15 protein-coding genes are annotated in these 24,086 nt (G+C 45.6%); 3 read left to right on the plus strand and 12 right to left on the minus strand.

Features of this window, described 5'->3' with window-relative positions:
- Positions 1–177 precede the first annotated feature (177 nt).
- The 6 genes from CLV42_RS00010 to CLV42_RS00035 all read right to left on the minus strand — a co-directional run bounded on the left by CLV42_RS00010 (position 178) and on the right by CLV42_RS00035 (position 13,704).
- On the minus strand, positions 178–1,623 hold the full coding sequence (locus CLV42_RS00010; protein WP_106599857.1) for a SusD/RagB family nutrient-binding outer membrane lipoprotein: 1,446 nt from the start codon (positions 1,621–1,623) through the stop codon (positions 178–180).
- A 21-nt stretch (positions 1,624–1,644) separates the two neighbouring features.
- The gene (locus CLV42_RS00015; protein ID WP_106599858.1) at positions 1,645–4,851 is read right to left on the minus strand and encodes a SusC/RagA family TonB-linked outer membrane protein; all 3,207 of its coding nucleotides are present in this window, start codon (positions 4,849–4,851) and stop codon (positions 1,645–1,647) included.
- 274 nt (positions 4,852–5,125) lie between these two features.
- Positions 5,126–6,574: a SusD/RagB family nutrient-binding outer membrane lipoprotein gene (locus CLV42_RS00020; RefSeq protein ID WP_245901375.1), complete on the minus strand. Its 1,449-nt coding sequence runs from the start codon at positions 6,572–6,574 to the stop codon at positions 5,126–5,128.
- Between the two features lie 19 nt (positions 6,575–6,593).
- Positions 6,594–9,821, minus strand: coding sequence for a SusC/RagA family TonB-linked outer membrane protein (locus CLV42_RS00025; RefSeq protein ID WP_106599859.1), 3,228 nt, complete (start codon positions 9,819–9,821; stop codon positions 6,594–6,596).
- A 576-nt stretch (positions 9,822–10,397) separates the two neighbouring features.
- The gene (locus tag CLV42_RS00030; protein ID WP_089829038.1) at positions 10,398–11,093 is read right to left on the minus strand and encodes a LuxR C-terminal-related transcriptional regulator; all 696 of its coding nucleotides are present in this window, start codon (positions 11,091–11,093) and stop codon (positions 10,398–10,400) included.
- Positions 11,094–11,289: 196 nt separating this feature from the next.
- On the minus strand, positions 11,290–13,704 hold the full coding sequence (locus tag CLV42_RS00035) for an efflux RND transporter permease subunit (protein ID WP_106599860.1): 2,415 nt from the start codon (positions 13,702–13,704) through the stop codon (positions 11,290–11,292).
- Between the two features lie 117 nt (positions 13,705–13,821).
- Here CLV42_RS00035 and porZ point away from each other — a divergent pair, with 117 nt between their 5' ends.
- Together porZ and recO are read left to right on the plus strand one after the other, a co-directional pair.
- Positions 13,822–16,122 carry a type IX secretion system anionic LPS delivery protein PorZ gene (porZ, locus tag CLV42_RS00040; RefSeq protein WP_106599861.1) on the plus strand — a complete coding sequence of 767 codons (2,301 nt, stop codon included), beginning with the start codon at positions 13,822–13,824 and terminating at the stop codon, positions 16,120–16,122.
- Positions 16,123–16,165: 43 nt separating this feature from the next.
- On the plus strand, positions 16,166–16,897 hold the full coding sequence (gene recO, locus CLV42_RS00045; RefSeq protein ID WP_106599862.1) for a DNA repair protein RecO: 732 nt from the start codon (positions 16,166–16,168) through the stop codon (positions 16,895–16,897).
- 4 nt (positions 16,898–16,901) lie between these two features.
- Here the strand turns inward: recO and CLV42_RS00050 are convergent, their stop codons facing one another.
- The 5 genes from CLV42_RS00050 to rsfS form a co-directional block, all read right to left on the minus strand.
- A complete protein-coding gene (locus CLV42_RS00050) occupies positions 16,902–17,690 on the minus strand; it encodes a UDP-2,3-diacylglucosamine diphosphatase (protein WP_106599863.1) in 789 nt (262 codons plus the stop codon).
- A 120-nt stretch (positions 17,691–17,810) separates the two neighbouring features.
- Positions 17,811–18,257, minus strand: a complete 447-nt coding sequence (locus CLV42_RS00055; RefSeq protein WP_146154282.1) for a hypothetical protein — start codon at positions 18,255–18,257, stop codon at positions 17,811–17,813.
- A gap of 85 nt (positions 18,258–18,342) precedes the next feature.
- Positions 18,343–18,978 carry a LutC/YkgG family protein gene (locus CLV42_RS00060; protein ID WP_106599865.1) on the minus strand — a complete coding sequence of 212 codons (636 nt, stop codon included), beginning with the start codon at positions 18,976–18,978 and terminating at the stop codon, positions 18,343–18,345.
- Between the two features lie 6 nt (positions 18,979–18,984).
- On the minus strand, positions 18,985–21,012 hold the full coding sequence (gene ftsH / locus CLV42_RS00065; protein WP_106599866.1) for an ATP-dependent zinc metalloprotease FtsH: 2,028 nt from the start codon (positions 21,010–21,012) through the stop codon (positions 18,985–18,987).
- Positions 21,013–21,058: 46 nt separating this feature from the next.
- Complete coding sequence (rsfS, locus tag CLV42_RS00070; RefSeq protein ID WP_245705352.1) at positions 21,059–21,418, minus strand: ribosome silencing factor; 360 nt, start codon at positions 21,416–21,418, stop codon at positions 21,059–21,061.
- 289 nt (positions 21,419–21,707) lie between these two features.
- Here rsfS and CLV42_RS00075 point away from each other — a divergent pair, with 289 nt between their 5' ends.
- Positions 21,708–22,451: a biotin--[acetyl-CoA-carboxylase] ligase gene (locus CLV42_RS00075; RefSeq protein WP_106599867.1), complete on the plus strand. Its 744-nt coding sequence runs from the start codon at positions 21,708–21,710 to the stop codon at positions 22,449–22,451.
- 1 nt (position 22,452) lies between these two features.
- On the opposite strand, the gene CLV42_RS00080 is transcribed toward CLV42_RS00075, so the two are convergent.
- On the minus strand, positions 22,453–23,991 hold the full coding sequence (locus CLV42_RS00080) for a glycosyltransferase family 39 protein (RefSeq protein WP_106599868.1): 1,539 nt from the start codon (positions 23,989–23,991) through the stop codon (positions 22,453–22,455).
- Positions 23,992–24,086: the final 95 nt, after the last annotated feature.

Consider the following 24,086-nt stretch of genomic DNA (forward strand, 5'->3'; position numbering starts at 1 on the left):
AAATAATACTCAAATATCTGCCCAATATCTATATAATACACTATACCGCATTCCAGCTAGATTTGTCCCAGATAAATAACAATCAATATATAGCAATCTATACTGCCGTATATAAAAATAAAGAGGGTGCCTCTTTATTTTTGAGACACCCTCTTTATATATACATCTGTGTTATTATCAGTTAACATCCCACCAAACTTTATCGTAAATCAGTTTAGCACCTGGAAATTTAGGGTTTCTGGTAATCTCTGAGTTAGGATACAGGAAACGCTGTGGCATTTGGCCTGCAGGCAATACCGAAGCCTGGGAACGAACCAGAAAGGAAGGATAGCCGGTACGACGCCATTCTGTCCATGCTTCGAAGTTCTGATTTCCACACATTGCGAAGTATTTCTGTGTAATAATTGCTCTTACCTGAGCTTCAATACCTATGGCAGGGAATGCAGCAACTACGTCAGTGATGTAGTTGCCCGGAGCAACATTATAAGCAGCAAAGCTGGCAGTGATACCCTGCCGATACAATGTCCTGGCGTCGCCTGGTAAGTATCCGCGGGCAGCAGCTTCCGCCTGCAGGAAATAGCTTTCAGCAGCAGAAATAAATTTCACAGGAGCCAGTGCAGATGAGTCATTCTGCCCGTAAGCGCCAACGACCACACCTGGTGCAGAAAAAAAATAGTTCCACAGTGTTTTGTAGCTACCCTGAGGAATACCTGCAATACCAAAGGTATCAGGAGTAGTTCTGTAGAAAGTGAAAACACGTGGATCGTTCAGGGCATTCATCTGGTCAACGGTAGTGCTGCTCGCGATCAGGTTCTGTGTTCTTCCGAGCCCAAGTATTTCAGCAAACAATGGGTTATTGTTTCCATTGGTATTTATATAGGTAATTTTTGCGTCTGATGTCAGAAATGTTGCGCCGGCAAGGGTTGCTATACCGTGAGCCGCAAATGCAGAATCAGTTTTTGTCAACCGCATATATATACGAAGTTTCAAGGTATTACCGAAAGCTTTCCAGTTGGCCATATTACCACCAAAGATCAGGTCATCATTTCCGGGTCTGACAGTATTTACCGGATCCATCCGCCTCAAACCTCTGTCGATCATAGCCAAAATGCTGTCATATACCATTTTCTGGGGATCATAAGTTGTAGCCAGGATATCGGGGGCACCAACCCTGATAGCATCTCTTAGGGGAACATCCCCAAATCCGTCAGTTAGTAACTGGTAGCTGTAAGCCTTCAGCAGCTCAGCGATACCTGCATATTGATCCCATCTTTTGATGTGCGCTTTATCAATGATTGTCTGCAGGTTCTGTAAAGCACCTGTATACAGAAATTGCCAGGGTCTGTCAAAGTCAGATGGATCGAGGTTCACTTGTTCAATGTTCCTATACTGGGAAGAGCTGATATCCTGCGTCCAGTATTGAGCCCAGATACCTCCATAAACCTGGAAGTGGTTACCTAACACCATAGCAATATTTGCCTGACTGGTTGGCAACAGGTAGTTGGGATCCAGGTCAGCAATTTTAGTAGGGTTGTTATTTATATCGAGAAATTTATCACAGCCTGTTATTATGAGTGACAGCGCAGCAAGGATGCCTGTGACTGAATTTATTATTTGCTTCATTGTAAGCCTGCATTTAAACATTCAAAAGGTTACTCTCATGTTAAAACCAAAGTTCTTCAAAGAAGGTAGTGCGATGAAGTCCAACCCCTGCTCGTTGCTGGTACCACCGGAGTTCACTTCCGGATCGGTATACTTGTTTCTGGCCCATAAGGCAAGGTTATTACCAAACAATCCTACTGCGAGCTCTCTGAATTGGCTCCTGTTCCTGACTCCCGGGATACGGTATGTCAGGCGTGCTTCACGCAATCTGATGTAAGATGCATCAAGCACATTCTGACCATCAGGCTTGTTTGTCCAGTATTGTTCCGGAAAATAAGGAGTCGTGTTAGATACCAGTCTGCCAGCGCCATCATTAGCTACTGAGTTAGGCCAGACTGCGCCTAAACGGCTTTGACCGGCAGTAACTTCAGACACTCCTGTAAGATCTGTGATGTCTTTAGTATAAGAGAAAAACTTGTTCCCCTGTTTGGCGTCAAACAGGATACTGAAATTCCATCCTTTATATGCTGCATTCAGTCCCCAGGAAGCCTGATATCTGGGATTGAAGGAACCAAGGTAAACAGCAGCAGAAGTCCTCAGCGGAAGACCTGTAGACAGGTCTACAATCACACGCCCCTGATTATCCCGTAAGATGTCCTGCGCGTAGAATTCACCGTAAGATTTGCCTTTGGCAGCAACAATGCTCATGCCAGAGAACCCTCCGATCACAATTTGGTTATCAACGCCTACATCCAATACAGTGTTTTTGTTTCTGGTATAAGTGCCCAACAATTCAACAGACAGGCCCGAAGCAGTAAGAACAGGCATTCCTCTCATACTAATCTCAAGTCCCCTGTTCTCAATCACACCAGTGTTCAGTATTTGGGTAGCAGTACCCATTGATGGTGCCAATGGGGCAGGAATAATCTGGTCCCGGGATTCGTTTTTATATATCGAAAGGTCGAGAAGTAGCCTGTCATCCATGAAATTAAGCTCCATGCCGATTTCATTGGCAATAGTGATCTCAGGTTTAAGATTTGCATTACCACTGATGCCGGACGGACTATAACCATTTACACCCTTAAATGGGAATGTAGTGCTACCGAATCCACCATTGATGCTGGTGGCCTCGTAGTAAGTATGTAACAGATATGGATCTGCATCATTACCAGCCCGGGCACAGCTTACCCTCAACTTACCCTGGGTTAGGACATGGTTGAAATCGCTGCCTCTGAACAGCTCGGAGAATACAAATGAACAATTTACACCCGGATAAAAGAAGGAATTGTTCACTTCAGGTAATGTAGATGACCAGTCATTTCGTCCGTTTGCATTGATATAGATTACGTTTTTATAAGCCAGGTTCAACTCGCCATATATCCCGATTGAACGACGTTTTACTAATGCATCATTAGTGGTAACGGGGCCATTGCTGTTGTCAAATCCATACCATCCCGGCACTATGAGACCGGCTGCATTTGTCCGCAGCGCTGTAGTATTTAATCCGCGCTGACGAACATTGTTGCCTATCATCAGGGAAGTATGAAAGTCAGGACTGAAGTTTTTCGTAGCTGTAATTATTAAATCATGCGCTACTTCTGCAAAGTCATGCTGCTCCTTGCTGTAATAACCATTTGCTGTTTGTATATTCCGGGTCTGACTGTAATTCCCAGCATCATCCGCAGGAATGAATGAATATTTAGGCTGCTTATGTACGCGCCGATCGGAATATATGTCAATACTAACCCTCTCAAATACAGTTAGCCCTTTTAAAGGTTTGTATTCCAACGTAAATGCACCTGTGATTCTGTCCACATCGTTCTCATTCCTGTAGTTTCGAAGAATGAAATAGGGGCTTCTGGTATAAGCACCATAGTACCCATAATAAGGCAATCCATTTGCATTGAGCAGATTACCGAAGCTATAGTAAGGGTTGTTGATGTCTCCCATTTTGTCGATAGGGATATCACGTGGTGTCTGTAATAAGATATTGTATACGGAACCTCTACCCTGACCACCTTGTACAATAATGCTGTTGATTTTATTATAATTGAAATTAACAGAAGTGCAAATCTTATTATTCAGTTCTGCACTACCATTGAAACGGACACCATATTTATTGTACTTATCGTAATCACCGGGCATAACTCCATTAGCGTTAAGGCTATTCAGCGACAGATAATAAGTGGTTTTATCACCGGCTCCTGCCAATGACAGATGAGTATTCACCATTTTGCCCGGTTCAAAGAATTTTTTCACCGCATCCTTCTGGGCGCTGTAGGCCTTCTTTAATCTTACACCGTTAATGGATTGTCCCCATTCTTCTTCAGCACCAGTAAATGGACGCCCCCAGCTTAGGTTTTCTTTTGGATCGATATTAAAGCCATCACCGTTCTGATTCAGATAGCCCTGACCGTATTGGTTCTGAAAATCAGGCAATTTAGCAACATTGGAGAGCGTTAATGTTGAACTTAGCACTACTTCGTTTTCCTTGCCATCATCCTTCCCACCCTTCCTTGTAGTGATCATTAATGCACCGTTGGACGCACGCGAACCATATAAGGCGGCTGCCGTGGGGCCTTTCAGCACAGTTATAGATTCGACATCCTCGGGGTCCAGGTCATTACCGCGGCTTCCGAAATCAGTATAGGCCAGATTGTTGTCACTACTGCTAATACCGGAGTTATCAATCAGCACTCCATCAACAACCATCAACGCCTGGTTGTTACCGATAATAGAAGAACCACCCCTCAATACGATTCTGGAAGAACTTCCTGGAGCATTCGAACCGGTAGTAACATTCGCACCGGGTACTTTACCTGCAAGCGCATTCAATAGACTGATACTATGGCCACGCAACAGTTCATCATGCATTAAAATCGGAGCTGCATATCCCAGGGATATTTTGTTACGACGGATAGCGTTTGCTGTTACAACCGTTTCATTAAGCTTGTTAACATCAGGATGTAATACTACATTTTGCTTTGTACTGGCACCAAGTTTTATCTCCTGGTCTTTCATGCCTATGAATTTAACGACCAGGGTAGAAGCTCCTGGTGGTACCTGAATGATATACTCACCATTTTCGTTGGTGACAGTACCGGCTGTAATGCCTTTAACAATGACTGTAGCGCCAACTACCCGACCTCCATCAGCGAAAGTGATCTTTCCGGTAATAGCGCGATTTTGCGCAGCTACCTGTCCTACCAGTAATGTCGTAGACAGGAAAAAAATAGGACTTTTCCTCATAAGATTAAATGATAAGGTTGAAATCTAAATCTGTATGAACAAATACATTGTGTAAGGGTATTCACGGTCCTTTGATAAGGGGTTATTTATTCCCCGTTCCTGCCTTCATTATTTAACGGGTATCGATATCCAAATACGATATTTAACTAACATTCACTCAGACAATATTTGATGGTCCGAAAGGGCAGGGGAAAGGTGGGGTAAAAACTTCGGGGGCTGACAAAAAGCGTTTTACTCTTTTGTCAGCCCCCGAAAACTATCTATCTGTTATTTTTTAGTCTTTGGTATCCCACCAAACTTTATCGGTGATCACTTTTGCGCCAGGGAAGTTAGGGTTCCTGGTCAGTTCAGTGTTAGGATAAAGGAAACGGGAAGGATAAGTATTTGCAGGCAATGTACCTGTAACAGGTTTTACAAAGAAGCTTTTAGGATATCCTGTGCGACGCCATTCTGTCCATGCCTCAAAGTTCTGGTTGAGTGCCATTGCAAAATATTTCTGCGTAATGATACTATCTACCTGTGCTTCAACACCTGTGGCAGGGAAGCCAGCAACCTGAGTAGTGATATAAGTACCTGGTGTAGCGTGGTAAGCATCGAAGCTTGCCTGGATACCTTGCTGGAATAAACCAGCGGCAGTATTGCCGGTGAGCCAGCCTCTTGCTACAGCTTCAGCCTGCAGGAAATAGCTCTCATAGGCTGAGATGAACTTAACAGGAGCCAGCGCTGCGTCAGTGTTCAGCGGATCTGCACCAAAAATAGTAGCAGGAGTAGAACCGTTAGGGCCAATATCGTAGCTGGCCTGGTCCATACCTCTTCTGACACCACTTATGATCTGGAAGTATACATCGATCCTGGGATCTTTCCTGTATTGCATTTGTTTAAACAAGGAGTTACTTGTTCTCAGCTGACGGTACTGGCCCAGTGCATACAGTTCTGCGTACAGCGGGTTATTGTTACCACCTGTGCTTATGTAATCAATCTGCGCAGATTCGGTAAGGAATTCAGCTCCCTGCAACGCAGTGATACCAGCTTGCGCTTTATCTTTATTTACATAAGCTAAACGGAGATAAGCTCTCAGCTTCAGCGTGTTTGCGAAACGGGTCCATTGGTCCATATCTCCACCAAAGATCAGATCTTCTGGGCCTGGAAGGAATGCGGATTCAGGATCAATCCAGCCTTTAGCCCTGTCAATCATAGCAAAGATGCTATCATATACTTCAGCCTGAGCATCATAATGAGGAGCGTAGCTATCTTTACTTTCACCCTGCAGTGCTTCTTTCATAGGAATATCTCCGAAAGCATCAGTCAGCAATTGCAGATCATATGCTTTTAATATCAAAGCAATAGCTGCATACTGCCTGAACTTGGCTTCTCCAGCCTTCTCAGAGATCATTTGCAGATCTGTCATAGCATCAGCATACAGCGTCTGCCATGGTCTGTCAAAATCGGAACCCTGCACCAGATACTGTTCAACAGACTTATACTGAGAGTTACCAAAGTTCTGTGTCCAGTACTGGTTCCAGATACCACCGTATATCTGGAAGTGACAACCAACTACCTGTGCGATCGCTGCCTGTGCTGATGGTAATACCAGGTTAGGATCCCCAGTTTCCGCTTTGTTAGGGTTGTCATTAATATCGAGGAAGTTAGAACAACCCGTTATTGTTAGAGACAGCACGGTCAGGAGACCAGCAGCTGACTTAATAATATTTCTTTTCATCATTTTTTTGGCTCTTTAATCGTTAAAATGTCACCCTTATATTGAAACCATAGTTCCTCAGGGATGGCTGAGCTGTAAAGTCAAAACCCTGTTCGTTGGTTGCACCACCAGAGTTCACCTCAGGATCAGCATACTTGTTTTGGCTTGCAGTCCACAGTGCCAGGTTGTTACCAAATATACCTACACTTAGATCACCGAAAGGAGTTCTGTTTAACAGCTGCTTAGGCAATCTGTAAGAAAGACTTGCTTCACGTAATCTAATGTAAGAAGCATCTATAATATGGCGTCCTGCAGGAATAACAGATGTAAAGTATTTATACTTACTGTATACAACATTTGTATTAGGTACCAGCTTACCAGTACCGTCATCAACCACAGAGTTAGCAAAAGGAACGTCTTCACGTCCACCTTCTGCTGTTTCCGCCGCTGCACCTGTGAAATCCAGGATGTCTTTTGTACGGGAATAGAATTGGTTACCCTGTTTAGTATCAAACAGAATGCTGAAAGAGAAGCCTTTATAAGAGGCATTAGCTCCCCAGGAAGCCTGATATTTAGGATTATAAGAACCGAAGTAAACAGCAGTTGGTGTCAGCAGAGGTAAGCCTGTTGAAGCGCTTACAATTACATGACCCTGTGCGTCATGCTGAATATCCTGTGAATAGAAAGTACCATAAGGTCTTCCTTTTGCAGCTACGATACTCATACCTCCAAAACCGCCGATAATTACCTGATCTACACCTTTTGCAATTTCAACCACGGTATTTTTGTTACGTGTATAAGTACCGAACAATTCGAGACTGAAACCGGATGCAGTACGGATTGGAGTACCTCTCAGTGACAACTCGATACCTTTGTTCTCAACAACACCAGTGTTCAGCGCCTTTGAAGAGAAACCGGAAGATGGAGGAATTGGCACGTTCAGGATCTGATCTTTAGACTTGTTCTTGTAATAAGAGAAGTCTAAGGAGAGTCTGTTATCCAGGAAATTCAGTTCAGTACCTACTTCAAATGCCGTAGTGATCTCCGGCTTCAGTGTATTGTTACCGATCAGGTTACTGTAAGTATAGCCCGGAATAGATTTGAATGGGAAGGTAACACGACCAAAACCGCTTGAGATATCTGTTTTATTGAAGTACGTACGCAGCTGATATGGATCAGCATCATTACCTACCTGAGCCCAGCTCGCGCGAACCTTACCATAATTCAGAATGTGGCTCAGTCCTGTTTCTTTAGTTAATTCGGTGAATACGAATGAACCATTTACGCTAGGATAAAAGAAAGACCTGTTTTGCGGAGGTAATGTGGAAGACCAGTCATTTCTTGCAGTAGCTCCTAAATACAACATGCTCTTGTAAGACAAGTTCAGGTCAGCATATAACGCCACGAGACGACGGGTTGTACGCTCGTTGAAAGTGTGTACAGGACCGTCACTGTTGTCAAGGTTATACCATCCTGGAATAACCAGACCGTTCGCCAGATTCGTTTGAGTCTCTAACGTATTGAATGTACGCTGACGGATGTTGTTACCCACCATCAGGGACGTTTTGAAGTCAGGACCGAAATCTTTCTTCGCAGTGACCATCAGGTCATGCGTGATCTCGCTCAGGTTATACTGATCCTCACCATATTTACCACGCTGAACCTGACGGTTATCGTCTACACTGTAGAATTTGTTTGGATCATCATCTGGCAAATCATCAGCTGGCAGGAAGTCAAATTTTGGATATTTATACTGGCGACGGTCTGAATAAATATCAGCACCTAATCTTTCCAATACATCTAACCATGCTGTTGGTTTGTAACCTATTGAGAAGTTACCGCTTATCCTGTCCACATCGTTCTGGTTACGATAGTTCTTCAGAATATAATATGGGCTGATAGTATATGCACCATAGAATCCGTAGGTAGGGTTACCATTGGCATCTTTGGTAATATAGCTATTGTAAGGATTGTTCAGATCACCCATTTTGTCAATGGGAATATCACGGGGAGTCTGTAATACGTTGTCGAACACAGATCCTTCACCCTGACCGCCCTGGATCATGCGGCTATTGATCTTGTTGTAGTTCAGGTTAATACCAGTATAGAACTTATTGTTCAACTGAGCGGTACCATTGAAACGCAGGCTATATTTATTAAACCTGTCATAGTTGCCTGGCATTGTTCCATCAGAGTTGATGGTATTTATTGACATGTAATAAGTAGTCTTCTCACCAGCACCTGACAAAGACAGGTTATTGGTCAGCGCTTTACCTGTTTCAAAGAAGTTCTTAACGTTATCAGGCAACGCAGAGTAAGGCTTCATTTGTCTTACACCATTGATGGACTGACCCCAAGGCTTTACCTGACCGTCAAATGCAGGTCCCCAGGTAAAGTTCTCACGTGGATCAATCACACCACCACCACCTTGACCGAACTCATTCTGAAAATCAGGCAGTTTTACTATGTTAGAGAATGTAGCAGCTGTATTGAAACCAACTTCATTCTTTTTGTTAGTCAATTTTTTACCGCTCTTGGTTGTAATGATCAACGCACCGTTTGACGCACGGGAACCATACAACGCAGCAGCAGCAGGACCTTTCAATACAGTAATAGACTCAATGTCGTCGGGGTTGATATCATTACCACGGTTACCAAAGTCTACTGTGCTACGGCTATCCCCACCACCAATGATGCTGGAGTTATCGATAGGTACACCATCAACTACCATTAAAGCCTGGTTGTTACCACCGATGGAAGAACCACCTCTCAATACGATCCTGGAAGAACTTCCCGGAGCATTCGCAGTGGTGGAGATGTTCACACCCGCTACTTTACCTGCGAGCGCATTCAGTGGGCTTGTGCTCTGACCTTTGGTCAGTTCATCATTTTTCAAAGTCGGAGCTGCGTAACCAAGAGATGCTTTATCACGGCGGATAGCGTTAGCAGTTACAACAGTCTCAGTAAGTTTGGTAACATCGGGATAAAGTACCACATTGTGTTTTGCGCCACTACCCAGTTTAACTTCCTGGTCTTTCATACCCACGAACTTAACGATCAGGGCTGTAGCATTTTCTGGCACTTGAATGGTATACTCACCACTCGCGTTGGTTACAGTACCGGTTGTGGTACCTTTAACAATGACTGTAGCGCCAATCACCGGACTTCCATCATCAGCGGAAGTAATCTTCCCTGTAATGGGACGGTTTTGCGCAACCACCTGCCCTACCACTAATACAGTGGACAGGAGGAAAATTAGACTTTTCCTCATAAGCTTTGTTGTTTCTGGTTGTTTAGTTAAATATTCAAATGAAATAGAATATAGTTCTCAGGAAACCGACCACTGGCTCTGAAAGCTCGTCCTACGTTGATAAAATACTTAATTGAAAAAATACATTTTGGTTTCCCCTAAACGCAATTAACAATACATGTCCTTAAATTCCTTAAATGAGTATACAGAGGGTGAGAAGCCATGTCACGGCCTTTTCTCATAAGCAATTAACCCTTCTTTGTTGTTTAACTTAATTTTAACGTTCAAATATAAGTTTATTAACAATAATTTTAACCAAAACTAGTTAACAAATTAGATGTTATAACATCCCTTTAACAGTTCTTTAACATAAATGGAATTTTTTTATTTGTAATAATTCAAATCCGTAATATATAAAAGTGTGCACAAGATAATTTTCTTAACGCCCTTAAATAAGTATAGGCAATAGTATATAAAGGCAGGCGGTAGGAATACCACCTGCGCGCTCATCAACCAAAATCTAAATCCGGGTTTTTGTTCCAGATTTAAATAAAAGTGCGCTACATCACTGCAGCAATATCATAACTAATAAACCCGTCAGGAAAGACTAAGCGGTTGCGTCTTTAACAACTCCAGCAACGTTTCATAGATGTCTTCATTCCGGTTGTTGTACCGGAATTCACACTCTTTCAAATGCAGGTATACCGTACTACGGTTCAATCCTTTAAACTTCGCAAGCCTATGCTTGGTAAGCCCCCAGAATGCATCCACATCGTCTGCAATACTGACAGCCCCTTCGTTTTCAAGATTGTACAGGCGGTACTGACCCAGGTCAACCACATTGCTGAAACGGCGGATCTTCTCCGCAGCACTTTGCATCTCCAGTATGGAACGGCTGCTTCTTACCACAGAATGGATCATAGACCTGCTTACGTCCGGCAGTATCTCGGTATGCAACCTGTCTGAACAACGGTAGATACCAAATACAACCGGCTTCACATTACGGCCTACTTCTGTTTTAACGGAAACATCTCCTTCCTCGGCTGAGGATGCATGGTGTTGTACACTACGTACCGGCGCGGCAGGACGATAATGACTCTCTGCCGGCAATAAGGACTCACAATGACGGGCGATCTGTTGGCGAATCTTTTTGAGATAACTGTTTACGGTAACCCGGCTTACTCCACTAATGTTGGCAATCTGCGTGGCTGTAAGATCTTCGGCGAATAGCCGTAGTATCTCCTTAAATTTACGCTCAGAAAGGTGAGCGCCCTTTAAGTATTTGTTTTTCATGAACTAAAAGAGGTTAGAATGGCATTATAAACCTCATACTTTTTAATGGGTATGTAGCATCCTTTTATACAAACGGCTAATATGGGGGGATGAATGTAGTCCACTAGATTATTTGGGGATAACAAAAAACGCTCAATGCTGATAATCATGCATTGAGCGTTTTAATTATATGTGAATGACCTCCTTATCTAATCTCCTACTTCTCATGGTCTTTCAATCCGAGCTCAGACATATCTATATCACTTTCCTCATCTAAAGCATTCCATAACTGTTTCTTCTGCGCTTTCTTCAGCAAGGCTTTCTCCATCCACAATAATAATGCAGGTAAAATGGTCAGGTTGGTGATCATTGCCATTAACAATGTCAGGGACGTCAGCCAGCCCAGCGCCTTCGTACCTCCGAATTCAGAGAAACTAAAGATCATAAATCCGGCCAGGAGGATCAGTGAAGTATAAATAATACTCAATCCGGTCTCGTGAATGGTCTGTTTCACCGTAGCAGAAATATCCAGATTGTGATGTGGCAGCTCCTGTTTGAAGTTCACCAGGAAACGGATTGTCACATCTATCGCTATCCCCAGCGCCACACTGAACACCAACACGGTAGATGGCTTTAAAGGTATGTTCAGCCAGCCCATTACACCGGCCGTTACCGCCAGTGGAATAATATTTGGGATCAGGGAGATCAGCAACATCCTCCAGGAGCGGAAGAGGTACAGCATACAGAAGATGATCAGCACAAATGCCAGCAGGATACTCTCCGTCAGCCCGTTGATGATGAAACGGCTACCTTCCAGGAAAATAACGCTGGTACCGGTGAAGGTCACTTTATACTTCGTACTGTCGAAGATCTGGTTCACCTGTGGGGTCAATGAATCCAGCAATACCGGCAGCCTTGCAGAACCCACATCTGCCATATTCACACTCACACGCGCTACCTGGCGGGTACTGTCCATAAAGGAAGATACCAGTTTGGTAAAAGCAGTGGCATTTCCACTGGCATTGGTGCCACCCTTCATACGTAGGTAAGGCGCCAGGAACCCGATATCAAACTGGTTAGGCACAGAGTAGTTGGAACTGTCTCCATTATAATAAGCCTGTTTGGCAAACTTAATACCCTCGACTACAGACAAAGGCCTTGCGAAATCCGGCTGCGCTGCTATCAGTTTGGACAACTGATCCAGCCGCTCCAATGTTTGCAAGCTTACCACACCATTCTTCTTCTTTGTATCTACCGCAATTTCCAGCGGCATCACTCCTTTGAAGTTATGTTCGAAAAACTTAAGGTCAGTATACAGCCTGTCGCTCTGCGGAATATCATCCAGCATGTGCGCCTCGGAATGCAGCTTCATCATACCGATCACTGCACCTACAACCATTACCACAGTCACACCGTATACCCAGGGACGATACTTAAACACCAACGCCGTCAGTCCATCCAGCAGGGAACGGAACAACCTGTTGTTCATGTAGTTGGTATGTTTCGTCTTCGGAGCCGGCAGATAACTCAGTACGGAAGGCAGGAATATAAATGAGATCAGGAAGATCAGCATGATATTCAATCCTGCTACCACACCGAACTCTTTTAACAAAGCGCTCTTAGTGAAACAGAATACACCAAAACCGATCGCTGCTGTCAGGTTAGTAAAGAGAGTCACAATCCCCATACGCTGAATCATGTGTACCAGCGCCCGGGTCTTATTACCATCTTTAGCATATTCAGTATGATATTTATTGAGAAAGTATACGCAGTTCGGGATACCGATCACCACAATCAATGGTGGGATCAGGCCAGTTAACAGGGTGATCTTATAATTAAGCAATACGATCGTACCGACCGACCATATTACACCTATTGCCACAACGATCATAGACATCAGCACCGCCCCGAAAGACCGGAAGAACAGCAGCAGGATCAGTGCCGTCAGTATGAAAGATAATTTCAGGAACAGTCCCAGTTCATTTGCCACCTTCTGCGCTACGATGGTACGGATCAACGGCAATCCGCTCATACGCACTTCTGTATGATGTTTTTCACCGAAAGCAGTACCCAGCTTCATCACATTATTCACTACCTCAATACGGCGGGCAGTACCCATTACCTCCTTATTGACGTTGATCATCATCATGTAGGCATGGGTATCAGGATTATACAACAGGCCCTTATAGAAAGGAAGATTATTCAAAGCCCCAGCAAGACTATCGAGTACAGCCTGTTGCTGCAGATCGCCTCTGAATAAGGGCTCAGGGGTCAGCTTATGGGTGCTGTCATTTTTAACAAGATTGATGGCAAATGGCACACTCAACACATTCTCCACAAACTCCACCTTTTTCATGTCTTCATTCAGCTGCACGTAATCGTGAAAGAAATCTTTCTGAAAGAAACTATCCGTCTGCACCCCTATCACAATCATATTACCATCTTCACCAAACTGCCCTTTAAACCGGAGGTAGTCCTGATACTTTATGTTGTCAAGCGGAATAGATTTGTTAGGCTCATAGGACAACTCCACCTTACTGGCAAAATAAGTCATCACTGCAGTGCTCAACAATAATATAATCAGGAGTGGTAGACGGAATTTCAATACGAATCCTGCTAAGCGTTGCCACATACGCGTCTTTGTAATTTAGTAGGGCGTAAAGGTAATCAAAGTTGTCTAAAAAAAGGGAGGTCAGGGATATATGCCGGTAAGTGTCATAAAGTAACAACATATAACTATTTTTGATGCATGTACCGCTTCCTGACATCCTTATATGCCCTCTTTTGCCTATCCTGCCTGACTTTCCTTCAGGCGAATGCCCAGACTCCTGTGGGGCAATGGAGTGACCATCTTCCCTGGCGCCCGGCTGTTGCTGTTACCGTGAAAGCAGATAAAATATACTGTGCCACATCCCAGGGATTATTCTCCATTACCACCGGTGCAGATGAGGAGATCAGCAGGTATAGTAAGATCAATGGCCTTCACGATATCGGGATTAGTACCATAGCAGCAGATGATGAGGATATACTGATCGCCTACCGCAATAGTAACATCGACCTGCTGAGCGGTAACAATAGCTTCAATATTCCTGACCTGATGCGCAAACAGGTAGCTGCGGACAAATCTGTTTTCCACATCTTCTACTATAATCATTACGCTTATCTGTGTACAGGCCTGGGGATTGTTGTTGTAAATACGGCTGTTCCGGAGATTGCAGCTACGTATGTGGTAAGCAACACCGGCAATTACGCACCTGTTTATTCATTGGCCGTTCTTAATGCCTCCCTGTACGCAGCCACTTCAGAAGGCATCAGAACAGCGCCCCTCAACGGCAGGAATCTATCCGATTACAGAAACTGGTCTTCTCTCAATCAGGGCCTGCAGCAGGACTCTGTTCAGGAAATCATCTCTTTCAATAATCAGCTGATCTGCCGTCAGGGCAAGCAGTTATTCCGCTTTGCCAACAACACCTGGACATCCTGGTATACAGACGGCTGGACGATTAACAACGTGGATGTACATGGCAGTCAGTTGTTCCTCAGCGAACAGCAATCCGGAGGCGCTGCCCGTATCATCATACTGGATGCCAACGCTAACATCATAAAAATAGTACAGCACCGGTTAATTAATGCGCCTTTGCAGACAGCCAATACCGGTAGTGCAACCTGGATAGCAGATTCGCTGCAAGGGCTTATCCGTTATAAATCTGATGACAACAGCTATACCGCTATTCATCCGGATGCACCGGCCAGTATCATTACCGGCAACATGCTGTTCATCAACAATACCCTCTGGGCTACTGCTGGTGGCGTTAGCAGTGACTGGAAGGCTGCTGGTAACAATAACGGCTACTTTACTTTTTCAGAAGGCAGCTGGACCCAGTTTGATCACAACACCCAGCCTGCACTGAACGCTGTTCCAGACCTGATCACGCTTTCTCCTGATCCCGGTGGTCAGGGAGTTTATCTGGGTTCTTTCGGCGGGGGACTGGTATATGCTGCTACCAATGGTGGTTATACTATATTCAAACAGGGTGTTCTGCCTCCTGCAACTAACAATCCTGCTGCCTATAACGTCAGCGGATTGACCACAGATGCTGCCGGTAATCTATGGCTGGCGGCCTATGGTGCTTCCAGCAATCTCCTGGTGAAAAAGCCAGACAATACCTGGCTATCTTTCCGTAGCCCTTATGTAATGACAGGTAATGCCATCAGTCAGTTACTAACGGACGATTACGGCCTGGTATATATAGTGTCCCCGCAAAGCAACGGTCTGTTTGTACTGAATCACAACAATACCCTCGACAATAAAAATGACGACCAATGGCGGCAATACCGTCTTGGCAGCAGCCAGGGTAACCTGCCCTCCAACGACGTCTATTGCCTGGCAAAAGATAAGAATGGCAGCATATGGGTAGGCACGGCGAGAGGTATCGCGGTTATCAATTGCCCGGGGCAGGCAGCTGCCGATGGTTGTAATGCCATCCTGCCGATCATCCAGCAGGACAATTTTGCCGGCTACCTCTTCCAGGATGAGCAGGTAACCACCATTGCTGTAGACGGCGCCAACCGCAAATGGGTAGGTACCCTCAATGGCGCCTGGTTGGTCAGTGAGGATGGAGATCACATCCTCCAGCAGTTTAATACCAGCAATAGCCCGCTTCCTGACAATCACGTCTACACTATCACCATAGATCCTAAGACAGGAGAGATCTACTTCGCTACAGGAAAAGGCCTGATGTCATGGCATGGTACTGCTACAGAACCAGTAGCCAGTATGACACGGGATTCCGTGCTGGTATTTCCTAATCCTGTACCACACAACTACAGCGGCACCATTGCCATCCGTGGCCTGGTACAGAATACAAGGGTAAAGATCACTGATATTAGTGGGAAGATGGTATTTCAGACCAGGGCTTTCGGCGGACAAGCCGTCTGGAACGGAATGGACTATACCGGACACCGGCCACAGTCTGGCGTATACCTGGTATTTGCAGCAAGCGAAACAGGAGGGGAGCACCTGGTCACTAAGATTGTATTCATCAATTAACGCCCGCTAATCGTACATTTGAACTCAGTAGCTGAGTCCAGGTATGTTACACAAAACTCGCGGGATAGTATTAAGAACGGTCAAATATGGCGATACCAGCGCCATTGTCAATATATTCACTGAACTCTTCGGCGTGCAGTCCTATATGGTCAACGGCGTACGCTCTTCAAAACCAAAGGCAAAGGGGAATCTCTTTCAGCCGGGTAACATCCTGGAGCTGGTGGTATATCATCATGAGCAAAAGAGCATACAGCGTATTTCTGAGTTCAAACTGGGTTATATCTATACCTCCCTGCACTTCAATATCGTCAAGAATACGGTTGCATTGTACATGATAGAACTGTTGCAGAAGAGCCTCCGGGAGCCGGAGCAACAGCTGGAACTATATTATTTTTCAGAACAGGCATTACAGGCGCTGGATGTAGCGCCGCTGTCTATTGCAGCAAATATACCTCTGTATTTCACGCTGAAACTGGCTGAACATCTGGGCTTCCGTTTAAATGGCCGGTATTCTGAATATGCGCACTACCTCGATTTGCAGGAAGGCTCCTTCACAGATCTGCCACCTCATCACAGTAACTACCTGGATGCGGCCAACAGCGAGATAACGGACCGTCTTTTTCAATGCGCCAATTGGGAAAGTCTTGCGGAGATCAATATGAATAAGGATAAGCGCAGGAAACTCCTGTACGCTTATCTGGATTTTTTCAGACTGCATTTACCGGATTTCCAGGAGCTGAATTCGCCTCCCATCCTGCATGAAATACTGGAATAGCCTCTTATTTATCGTATAACAGGGAAGTTGTTTTACCGTCAAATACGGCATAGCTGCAATAGTACAGCCAGTCGCCCAGGTTGATATAACGGCTGTCAGCCCCTACCTGCAAGTCCAATGGCAGGTGACGATGGCCAAAAATGAAGTAGTCAAAATGGGATTGCTGCAGGACCTCTTTACTGTAGATTGCCAGCCATTCGTTCTCTTCTCCGAGGAATTTCTCCAGCTCCATACCTGTGGCAGCACGGCTTTTGCGACTGAAATAATTCGCCAGGCCGATCCCCCAGGAAGGGTGGATCAATGAGAATAATGCACGGCATATGGGATTACGGAATACCTTCTTCAACATCTTATAACCATGGTCGCCCGGTCCGAGACCATCTCCATGACCGATGTAGAAACGTTTGCCGCCTATATTGTAAGTTTTGGGTTCATAGTGAACAGGAATATCCAGCTCGTCTTTAAAATAGCCATCCATCCACATATCATGGTTCCCGATAAAAACGGAGATGCCGATGCCTTTATCTCTCAGCTCTGCCAGTTTGCCTAACAGACGGGTATATCCTTTAGGGATCACTTCCCTGTATTCAAACCAGAAGTCAAAAATATCACCTACCAGGAAGATGTGTTCCGCATCCTTAGCAGCCGCATCCAGCCATCGCACAATATGTCTTTCCCTGTCCCTGCTCGTAGCAGGATCAGGCACACCCAGGTGAAAATCTGATGCGAAATAAACACGTTTGCCCTCCGGAAGAGGAATGGAATAGTCCACAGCGGACAGTCCATGCTCCATAGATGATAATATTTTCAGGTCTGCCTCACCGGGCGGTGAAGACAGATGATTAAACGAAATTTGCCACTGCGAAGTAATAAATAACTCTTCAACAAAACAACTAAAACGGAAAAGCTACGCTCAGGGTTTCTTTATCCCTGACTCAAGGTAGGCGGCCTCGATATCTGTCAGATCGGCTTTGACAGGATCACTGTAGCCATTGTACAGGAAGATCTCCCAGGCATATTTGGGATGAATGAGATTGACGTACAGCACTTCCCCATTCCCTCTGATGAATTGTAACTGGGTGGCGCTGGTACTCACAATTTTCACTCCCTTACCCGCCAGGTACGCGCTGTCTTCTGAAAGGATACTGTTGTTGGCCGTTTGTAAAGAAGGAAAGCCCTTTTCGCCGATAGCTGCTTTCAGGGACCGCAGTTTATCTCCCGCAGGTCGGAACAGTACCGCTGTCGGTCCTTTTATGGTCAATGTATTGACAGTGTCGATGTTTTTAGACGACTGCTCAGAGGCTTGTCCACATGACGCCAGCAAACTAGCGGAAAAAAGAAAGAGAAATAACCTGGTCATAGCGAGCCGGTATAAGATAATCATTTAAAAGAACAGCGCATGATGAGGATCACGCGCTGCTCAAATATGTTTAACAATTAATAGTTCATTCATCTACCAGGAACACATATACCTCCCGGGGTCCGTGTATCCCTACTACCAGTGTTTTCTCGATATCTGCGGTACGACTGGGACCGGATGCAAAGTGTATCGACGATGGCAGCTCTCCCTGGTATTTGTCTTTCAGGCGGGCTATCGCATCTTTCAGATCGAACACCAGCTGATGTGTGTAAGCTATCACGATATGCACCGGTGTGTATACCGGTAATGCCCTGCCGGAAGGTTGTGCCGCGCTCAGCACCATGGTGCCTGTACGCGCTACCAGCAGTTCACAATCTGTAATGGCTGCGGCTGCTGTGTGCATATCCCCTTTGTTGATAAAAGGGAATTGTGACAGCTGAAGTGCCTTCATTAAGGACGGCGTCTGGCAGAGTACATCTTCCCATTCCTTGGAAGCAACCAATGCCAGCAGATTCTCAAGCAGTTCTTCCTTACTCGTGCAGAAGATAAACTTCCCCTGTAAACGGGCAAACTCCTCTGCGAACTTCATCTCCAGGCCGTCATGCTCCTTCACAAAAACGGAACTGTTGCCCTCCGAATTGGGGAAGGGCAACTGCACCGATTGACTCAATGCATTTCTTACTCTTTTGAGAATATTTTCCTTGGCAGGAGATATCTTCATATCAGCTTACGCATTAGCATTAGCAGGAGTAGGAGAAGGATTGATGATATCTGTCGGGTGTACACCATCTGTGGTCATACCTTCCTTATTGGCGATATGCTCACGATGTACATCCCATGGACGTTTACCGATCAGTCTTTCCAGGTCTGCCTGGTATAATACTTCTTTTTTCAGCAGTTCCTGCGCCAGTGCCTTCACATTTTCCAGTTTGTCTGTCAGCAGGTTCTTCGTACGGATATATGCCTTTTCGATCAGGAGGCGAACTTCCTCGTCGATCATCTTAGCTGTCTCCTCAGAGTAAGGTTTGGTAAATGCCTGATCGCTGTTAGGATCGTAGAAGGACACGTTACCAACTTTATCGTTCATACCATATACGGTTACCATTGCATAGGCCATACGGGTGATCACCTGCAGGTCATTCTGTGCACCGGTGGATACTTTACCGAACACGATGTCTTCCACTGCACGGCCACCCAGGGTCATACAGATATCGTCCAGCAGTTGTTCAGTATTGTAGAGGTATTGTTCTTTCGGCAGATACTGTGCATACCCTAAGGCTGCTACACCACGGGGAACGATGGTTACTTTCACCAGCGGATTAGCATGTTCCAGGTACCAGCCACAGATAGCGTGACCAGCTTCATGGTATGCGATCACTTCTTTCTCTTCAGGAGAGATGATCTTGTTTTTCTTTTCCAGACCACCGATCACCCTGTCAACCGCGTCATTGAAGTCTTCCATTTCCACTTCCGTTTTGCCTTTACGGGCAGCGATCAGGGCCGCCTCGTTACATACGTTGGCAATATCGGCGCCGGCAAAGCCAGGTGTCATGGAAGCCAGTTTCTTGATATCGAGGTTTGGAGAAGTCTTGATCGGTTTCAGGTGCACGTCAAAGATTGACTCACGACCTACAAGGTCTGGCTTATCGATGGAGATCTGACGGTCGAAACGTCCGGGACGCAGCAACGCTGTATCCAGTACATCCGGACGGTTGGTTGCCGCCAGGATGATGATACCGCTATCAGTACCGAAACCATCCATTTCCACCAGTAACTGGTTCAGGGTGTTCTCACGCTCGTCATTGCTCATCATCACGTTCTTACCTCTTGCACGGCCGATCGCGTCAATTTCATCGATGAAGATGATACAAGGCGCTTTCTCACGGGCCTGCTTGAACAGGTCACGTACACGGCTTGCACCTACACCTACGAACAATTCAACGAAATCAGAACCGGACATGGAGAAGAAAGGAACCTGGGCCTCACCTGCCATCGCTTTCGCCAGCAGGGTCTTACCGGTACCCGGAGGGCCTACCAGCAGCGCGCCTTTAGGGATCTTACCACCCAATGCAGTATATTTCTTTGGATTTTTCAGGAAATCGACGATTTCCATTACTTCCACTTTCGCCTCATCCAGACCAGCCACGTCACTGAAAGTGATATTTACGCGGGTACCTTTATCGAAAAGGGTCGCTTTGGATTTACCAATATTGAAGATGCCACCCGGACCACCACTGCCACCGGCAGGACCGCCCATTTTACGCATCAGCAATACCCACAATCCAATCAGTAACACTAATGGTAACAGTAACTGAATAAATGGTTCGAACCAGCCTTGTCTGTCCTCATAGATCACTTTCACCTGGTCTTCCAGTGGTGTATTTGCCTGGGCCTTGTCCATGTCAGCTTTGAAGCTCTCTTCGCTGCCAATGCTGAAACGGAAGTGAGGACCCTGATTAGCGGCGCCGAAACGGCCTTTGGATACTTTATCGAATTTAGACTCATTCAGTCTTTCCTTCTTGATGTAAACCTCTACCGATTTTTTATTCACTACCACCAGCTTGTCTACGTCACCTGGTTTCAGGTAATTCACCAGAAACTCCTGGAAACTCAGTTCCTTAGGCTGGGCACCGAAATTAAAAAAGTTCATTGCCAGCAAGGCTACCCCGATAAAGGCATAAACCCAGTATATGTTGAACTTTGGTCCTTTCTTTGGCGATTTGTCTCCCTTGTTGAAGTTGTTGCCTCTTTCCATAATCTTACGATCCTTTTTTAAGGATGTCGGTAATAGTTAAAAGTTATTAGTTTGTATCATTATGCTCCATTCGTTCTGCATCACTCCACATGTCTTCCAGACCATAGAACTGTCTGGTTTCAGGCTGGAATACATGCACCACTACATTCACATAATCTACCAGTATCCATTGTTGTGCGGTAAATCCCTCGTGCTTGTAAGGTTGCTCGCCGATGTGCTGCGACACTTGGTCTTCCACGAAGTCGGCGATAGCCCTCACCTGTGTATTGGAGTTAGCCTCACATATAACAAAGAAATCAGCCACAGCTTCAGGAATCTGGCGCAGATCCAGGGAAACTATATTCTCTCCCTTTTTCTCCTGGATGGCCTTGATGATGGTGGAAAAAATCTCGCTTTCTCTACTCAAGCGTGTTAACGCTTTCTTTCTCGTACTCAGAACGGTTAAGGGTGCCAATAAAATCTCTTTTGGTTAAAAATAATCTTTAATTGTCAAAATTACTAAAGAAGGAGCAAATAAACGCCGGAAGATGATATTGTTACAATGTGTAATAATCCGTGATGTGCGGGTCTTTAACGCCTATAAATCATACACTTGTCTAATACCCTGCTCTCCTGCCGGCGCCTGCCCGATTGTTAAGAAAAAGATAAAATGATTTACTTTGCTGCGGTAAACCAAATCAGAAAAGAATTTTCCCGTGATCGGACAACCATTATACATTTTAGACACAGTAGACAGCACCAATAACTATGCCATGGAGCAGGTAAATACAGGGCAGGTGACACCCGGTACAGCCTGGTTTGCCATGGAGCAAACAGCAGGAAAAGGACAGCGTGGCAAACAATGGTTATCGCCCCCGGGAGAGAACATCATACTGACTATTGCCCTGCAACCCGGCATGCTACCGCTTTCCAGGCAGTTTATGCTCAGCGCCGCTGTAGCCCTTGGCGTCTACGACTGGTTTAGCAAATACGCTGGTGATGAAACTGCTATCAAGTGGAGTAATGATATTTACTGGCGTGACAGAAAGGCAGGAGGCATCCTGATCGAAAATGTACTACGTGGCAACACATGGCAATATGCCATTACCGGCATGGGTATCAATATTAACCAGACAGTCTTCCCCGGACATCTGCCTAACCCGGTGTCCCTTAAACAGATCACAGGCAAAACCTGGGACGCTATCGAACTGACCCGCGACCTCTGCTCATGCTTGGATACAAGGCTGAAACTACTTCATCCTGCGCATTATGATAGCCTGCTGGAAGATTATAAAAGTAAGCTCTTCCGCTTTGGACAACCTGGCACTTATCGCATGAACGAAGAATACTTCGAAGGCATCATCCGCGACGTACTTCCTGACGGCAAATTGTGCCTGGAAAAAGATGGAGAAGTACTACAGCTGGGCTTTGGCGAGGTAGAATTCGTTATCGTTAAATAGCCTATTTCCACGCCCTGAAGGCCGCCTGCTCCTCCAGCTGCCACTGCCTTAACTTTTTGGGAAAAACAGGAGAAATTCCTTCGACGAGATAGACGCCTGTACCACATTCCCGTGCCAGCGAATCGCTGATCTGTCCGGTTTTGAGGTAGCCGGACGTGTATTTCCGGACATATTCGCGGGGCTCTTCTCCTACCAGGATCAGATAATGCAGGGTATCCATGGCCGGGAACCAGAACATATAATCAGCACTGAAGGTAATGGCAGGACTGACTTTTCTGCCGGCATAGTAATTCACGGCCCCCGCCTGACCATAATTGTCACAAAGGATCAGGGTATTCCTACGTTCGGCGGCCGGTACCTTTTCATAGGCCTGAACGACCAGTCCGGCTAATTCCCGCCAACTAAGCATATCGGCAAAATCCTGCGGCATGGAATGCGTCTTCCCGTCGTCCCATTTTGCAAAGATTTCCCGGCGCAACGGTGTCATAGACTGTTCCAGCTGGTGAGGTTCCAGTACCGGGAATATCCTTTTGAAAAATAGCAGGGTTGGCATCATGATCAATGGCAGGTATAGCCACCTGAGCCAGACGCCAAGTATCCGTCGTTTGGAAAAAACATGCTCCAGGTAGACACTTCCGAAAGCGACCAGCACAGGATACAGACCTAAAGCATAATAGGCCTTGGCTTTCAGATAAACAAATACCGCCATCACGACCAGGAATGTCCATCCTATAAAACGGTATGGCTTAAAAGGCGCATACCTTGCAAAACCCAGCAGGGCTGCCACCCATACCAGCGTTCCCAAAAGGAAGAAAAACAATTGCTCTTTTATGAAACCGGAACGTTCCACATTCACCAGCTGGGTACTTGCCAGTTCTTTCATATGATGAATGACAGGCAGACCATTCCTTATCTGCCAGATAATATTTGGCGCTGCCAGTAGCAATGCGATCAGTAAACCACCATACAGGTATTTATGCAGGAACATTTTCCGGTGAGATGAGATAAGCAGCGCCGGTAACAGCCCTACCATCAGGAAAAGCACATTGTACTTATTCAAAAAGGCAATACCAGCCACAGCACCCAGCCATAACAACAGCTGCGGAGTCCCGGTCCTTACATAAAGCGCCAGCAGATAAAAAATCAGCGTCCAGCTCAGCACGTCAAAACTGTTAGGCTGATACAGTATATTGATCCGCGACATGACAGAACAGAGCAATACCACCGCTGCAAGCACCTGGGCATACCAGCTTCCCTTTAGTAACTCTACCAGCTTCCAGACGATCAGCATCGTCAATGCGCCGAACAGCGCAGGAAAGAACCTCACCCAAAATACACCTCCGCCCAGCCACTTAATAAGCAGGGAGAGAAAGGCCGTAAAAGGCGGCACCGACAAGTAGCCTGCCGACAAGTGATTTGCCTGATCAAGATGCAGGAACTCATCCCTATGCAGGTCATATGCGGGGTGAATGATCAGAAAATGGAATACAAGCTTAAATAACAGGAGCAAAATCAGCAATAGGTAGGCACGTCTCGGCATTGAAAGCACTTAGGTATCAGTTAAAAAAGAAGGATTACATGTTATCATCACTACAGCTCAATAGGTAAGGGTATGATAACATGTAATCCGTTATA

The organism is Chitinophaga ginsengisoli, from assembly GCF_003014595.1.
GTDB classification, from domain to species: domain Bacteria; phylum Bacteroidota; class Bacteroidia; order Chitinophagales; family Chitinophagaceae; genus Chitinophaga; species Chitinophaga ginsengisoli.

Bases quoted from the DNA above. Each gene is read 5' to 3' on its own strand.
- CLV42_RS00080 (WP_106599868.1), bottom strand. From the start codon at position 23,991: ATGCCGAGACGTGCCTACCTATTGCTGATTTTGCTCCTGTTATTTAAG.
- porZ (WP_106599861.1), top strand. From the start codon at position 13,822: ATGTACCGCTTCCTGACATCCTTATATGCCCTCTTTTGCCTATCCTGC.
- CLV42_RS00055 (WP_146154282.1), bottom strand. From the start codon at position 18,257: ATGACCAGGTTATTTCTCTTTCTTTTTTCCGCTAGTTTGCTGGCGTCA.
- CLV42_RS00015 (WP_106599858.1), bottom strand. From the start codon at position 4,851: ATGAGGAAAAGTCCTATTTTTTTCCTGTCTACGACATTACTGGTAGGA.
- recO (WP_106599862.1), top strand. From the start codon at position 16,166: ATGTTACACAAAACTCGCGGGATAGTATTAAGAACGGTCAAATATGGC.
- CLV42_RS00060 (WP_106599865.1), bottom strand. From the start codon at position 18,978: ATGAAGATATCTCCTGCCAAGGAAAATATTCTCAAAAGAGTAAGAAAT.
- CLV42_RS00010 (WP_106599857.1), bottom strand. From the start codon at position 1,623: ATGAAGCAAATAATAAATTCAGTCACAGGCATCCTTGCTGCGCTGTCA.
- CLV42_RS00035 (WP_106599860.1), bottom strand. From the start codon at position 13,704: ATGTGGCAACGCTTAGCAGGATTCGTATTGAAATTCCGTCTACCACTC.
- CLV42_RS00030 (WP_089829038.1), bottom strand. From the start codon at position 11,093: ATGAAAAACAAATACTTAAAGGGCGCTCACCTTTCTGAGCGTAAATTT.
- ftsH (WP_106599866.1), bottom strand. From the start codon at position 21,012: ATGGAAAGAGGCAACAACTTCAACAAGGGAGACAAATCGCCAAAGAAA.
- CLV42_RS00050 (WP_106599863.1), bottom strand. From the start codon at position 17,690: ATGGAGCATGGACTGTCCGCTGTGGACTATTCCATTCCTCTTCCGGAG.
- CLV42_RS00025 (WP_106599859.1), bottom strand. From the start codon at position 9,821: ATGAGGAAAAGTCTAATTTTCCTCCTGTCCACTGTATTAGTGGTAGGG.
- CLV42_RS00020 (WP_245901375.1), bottom strand. From the start codon at position 6,574: ATGATGAAAAGAAATATTATTAAGTCAGCTGCTGGTCTCCTGACCGTG.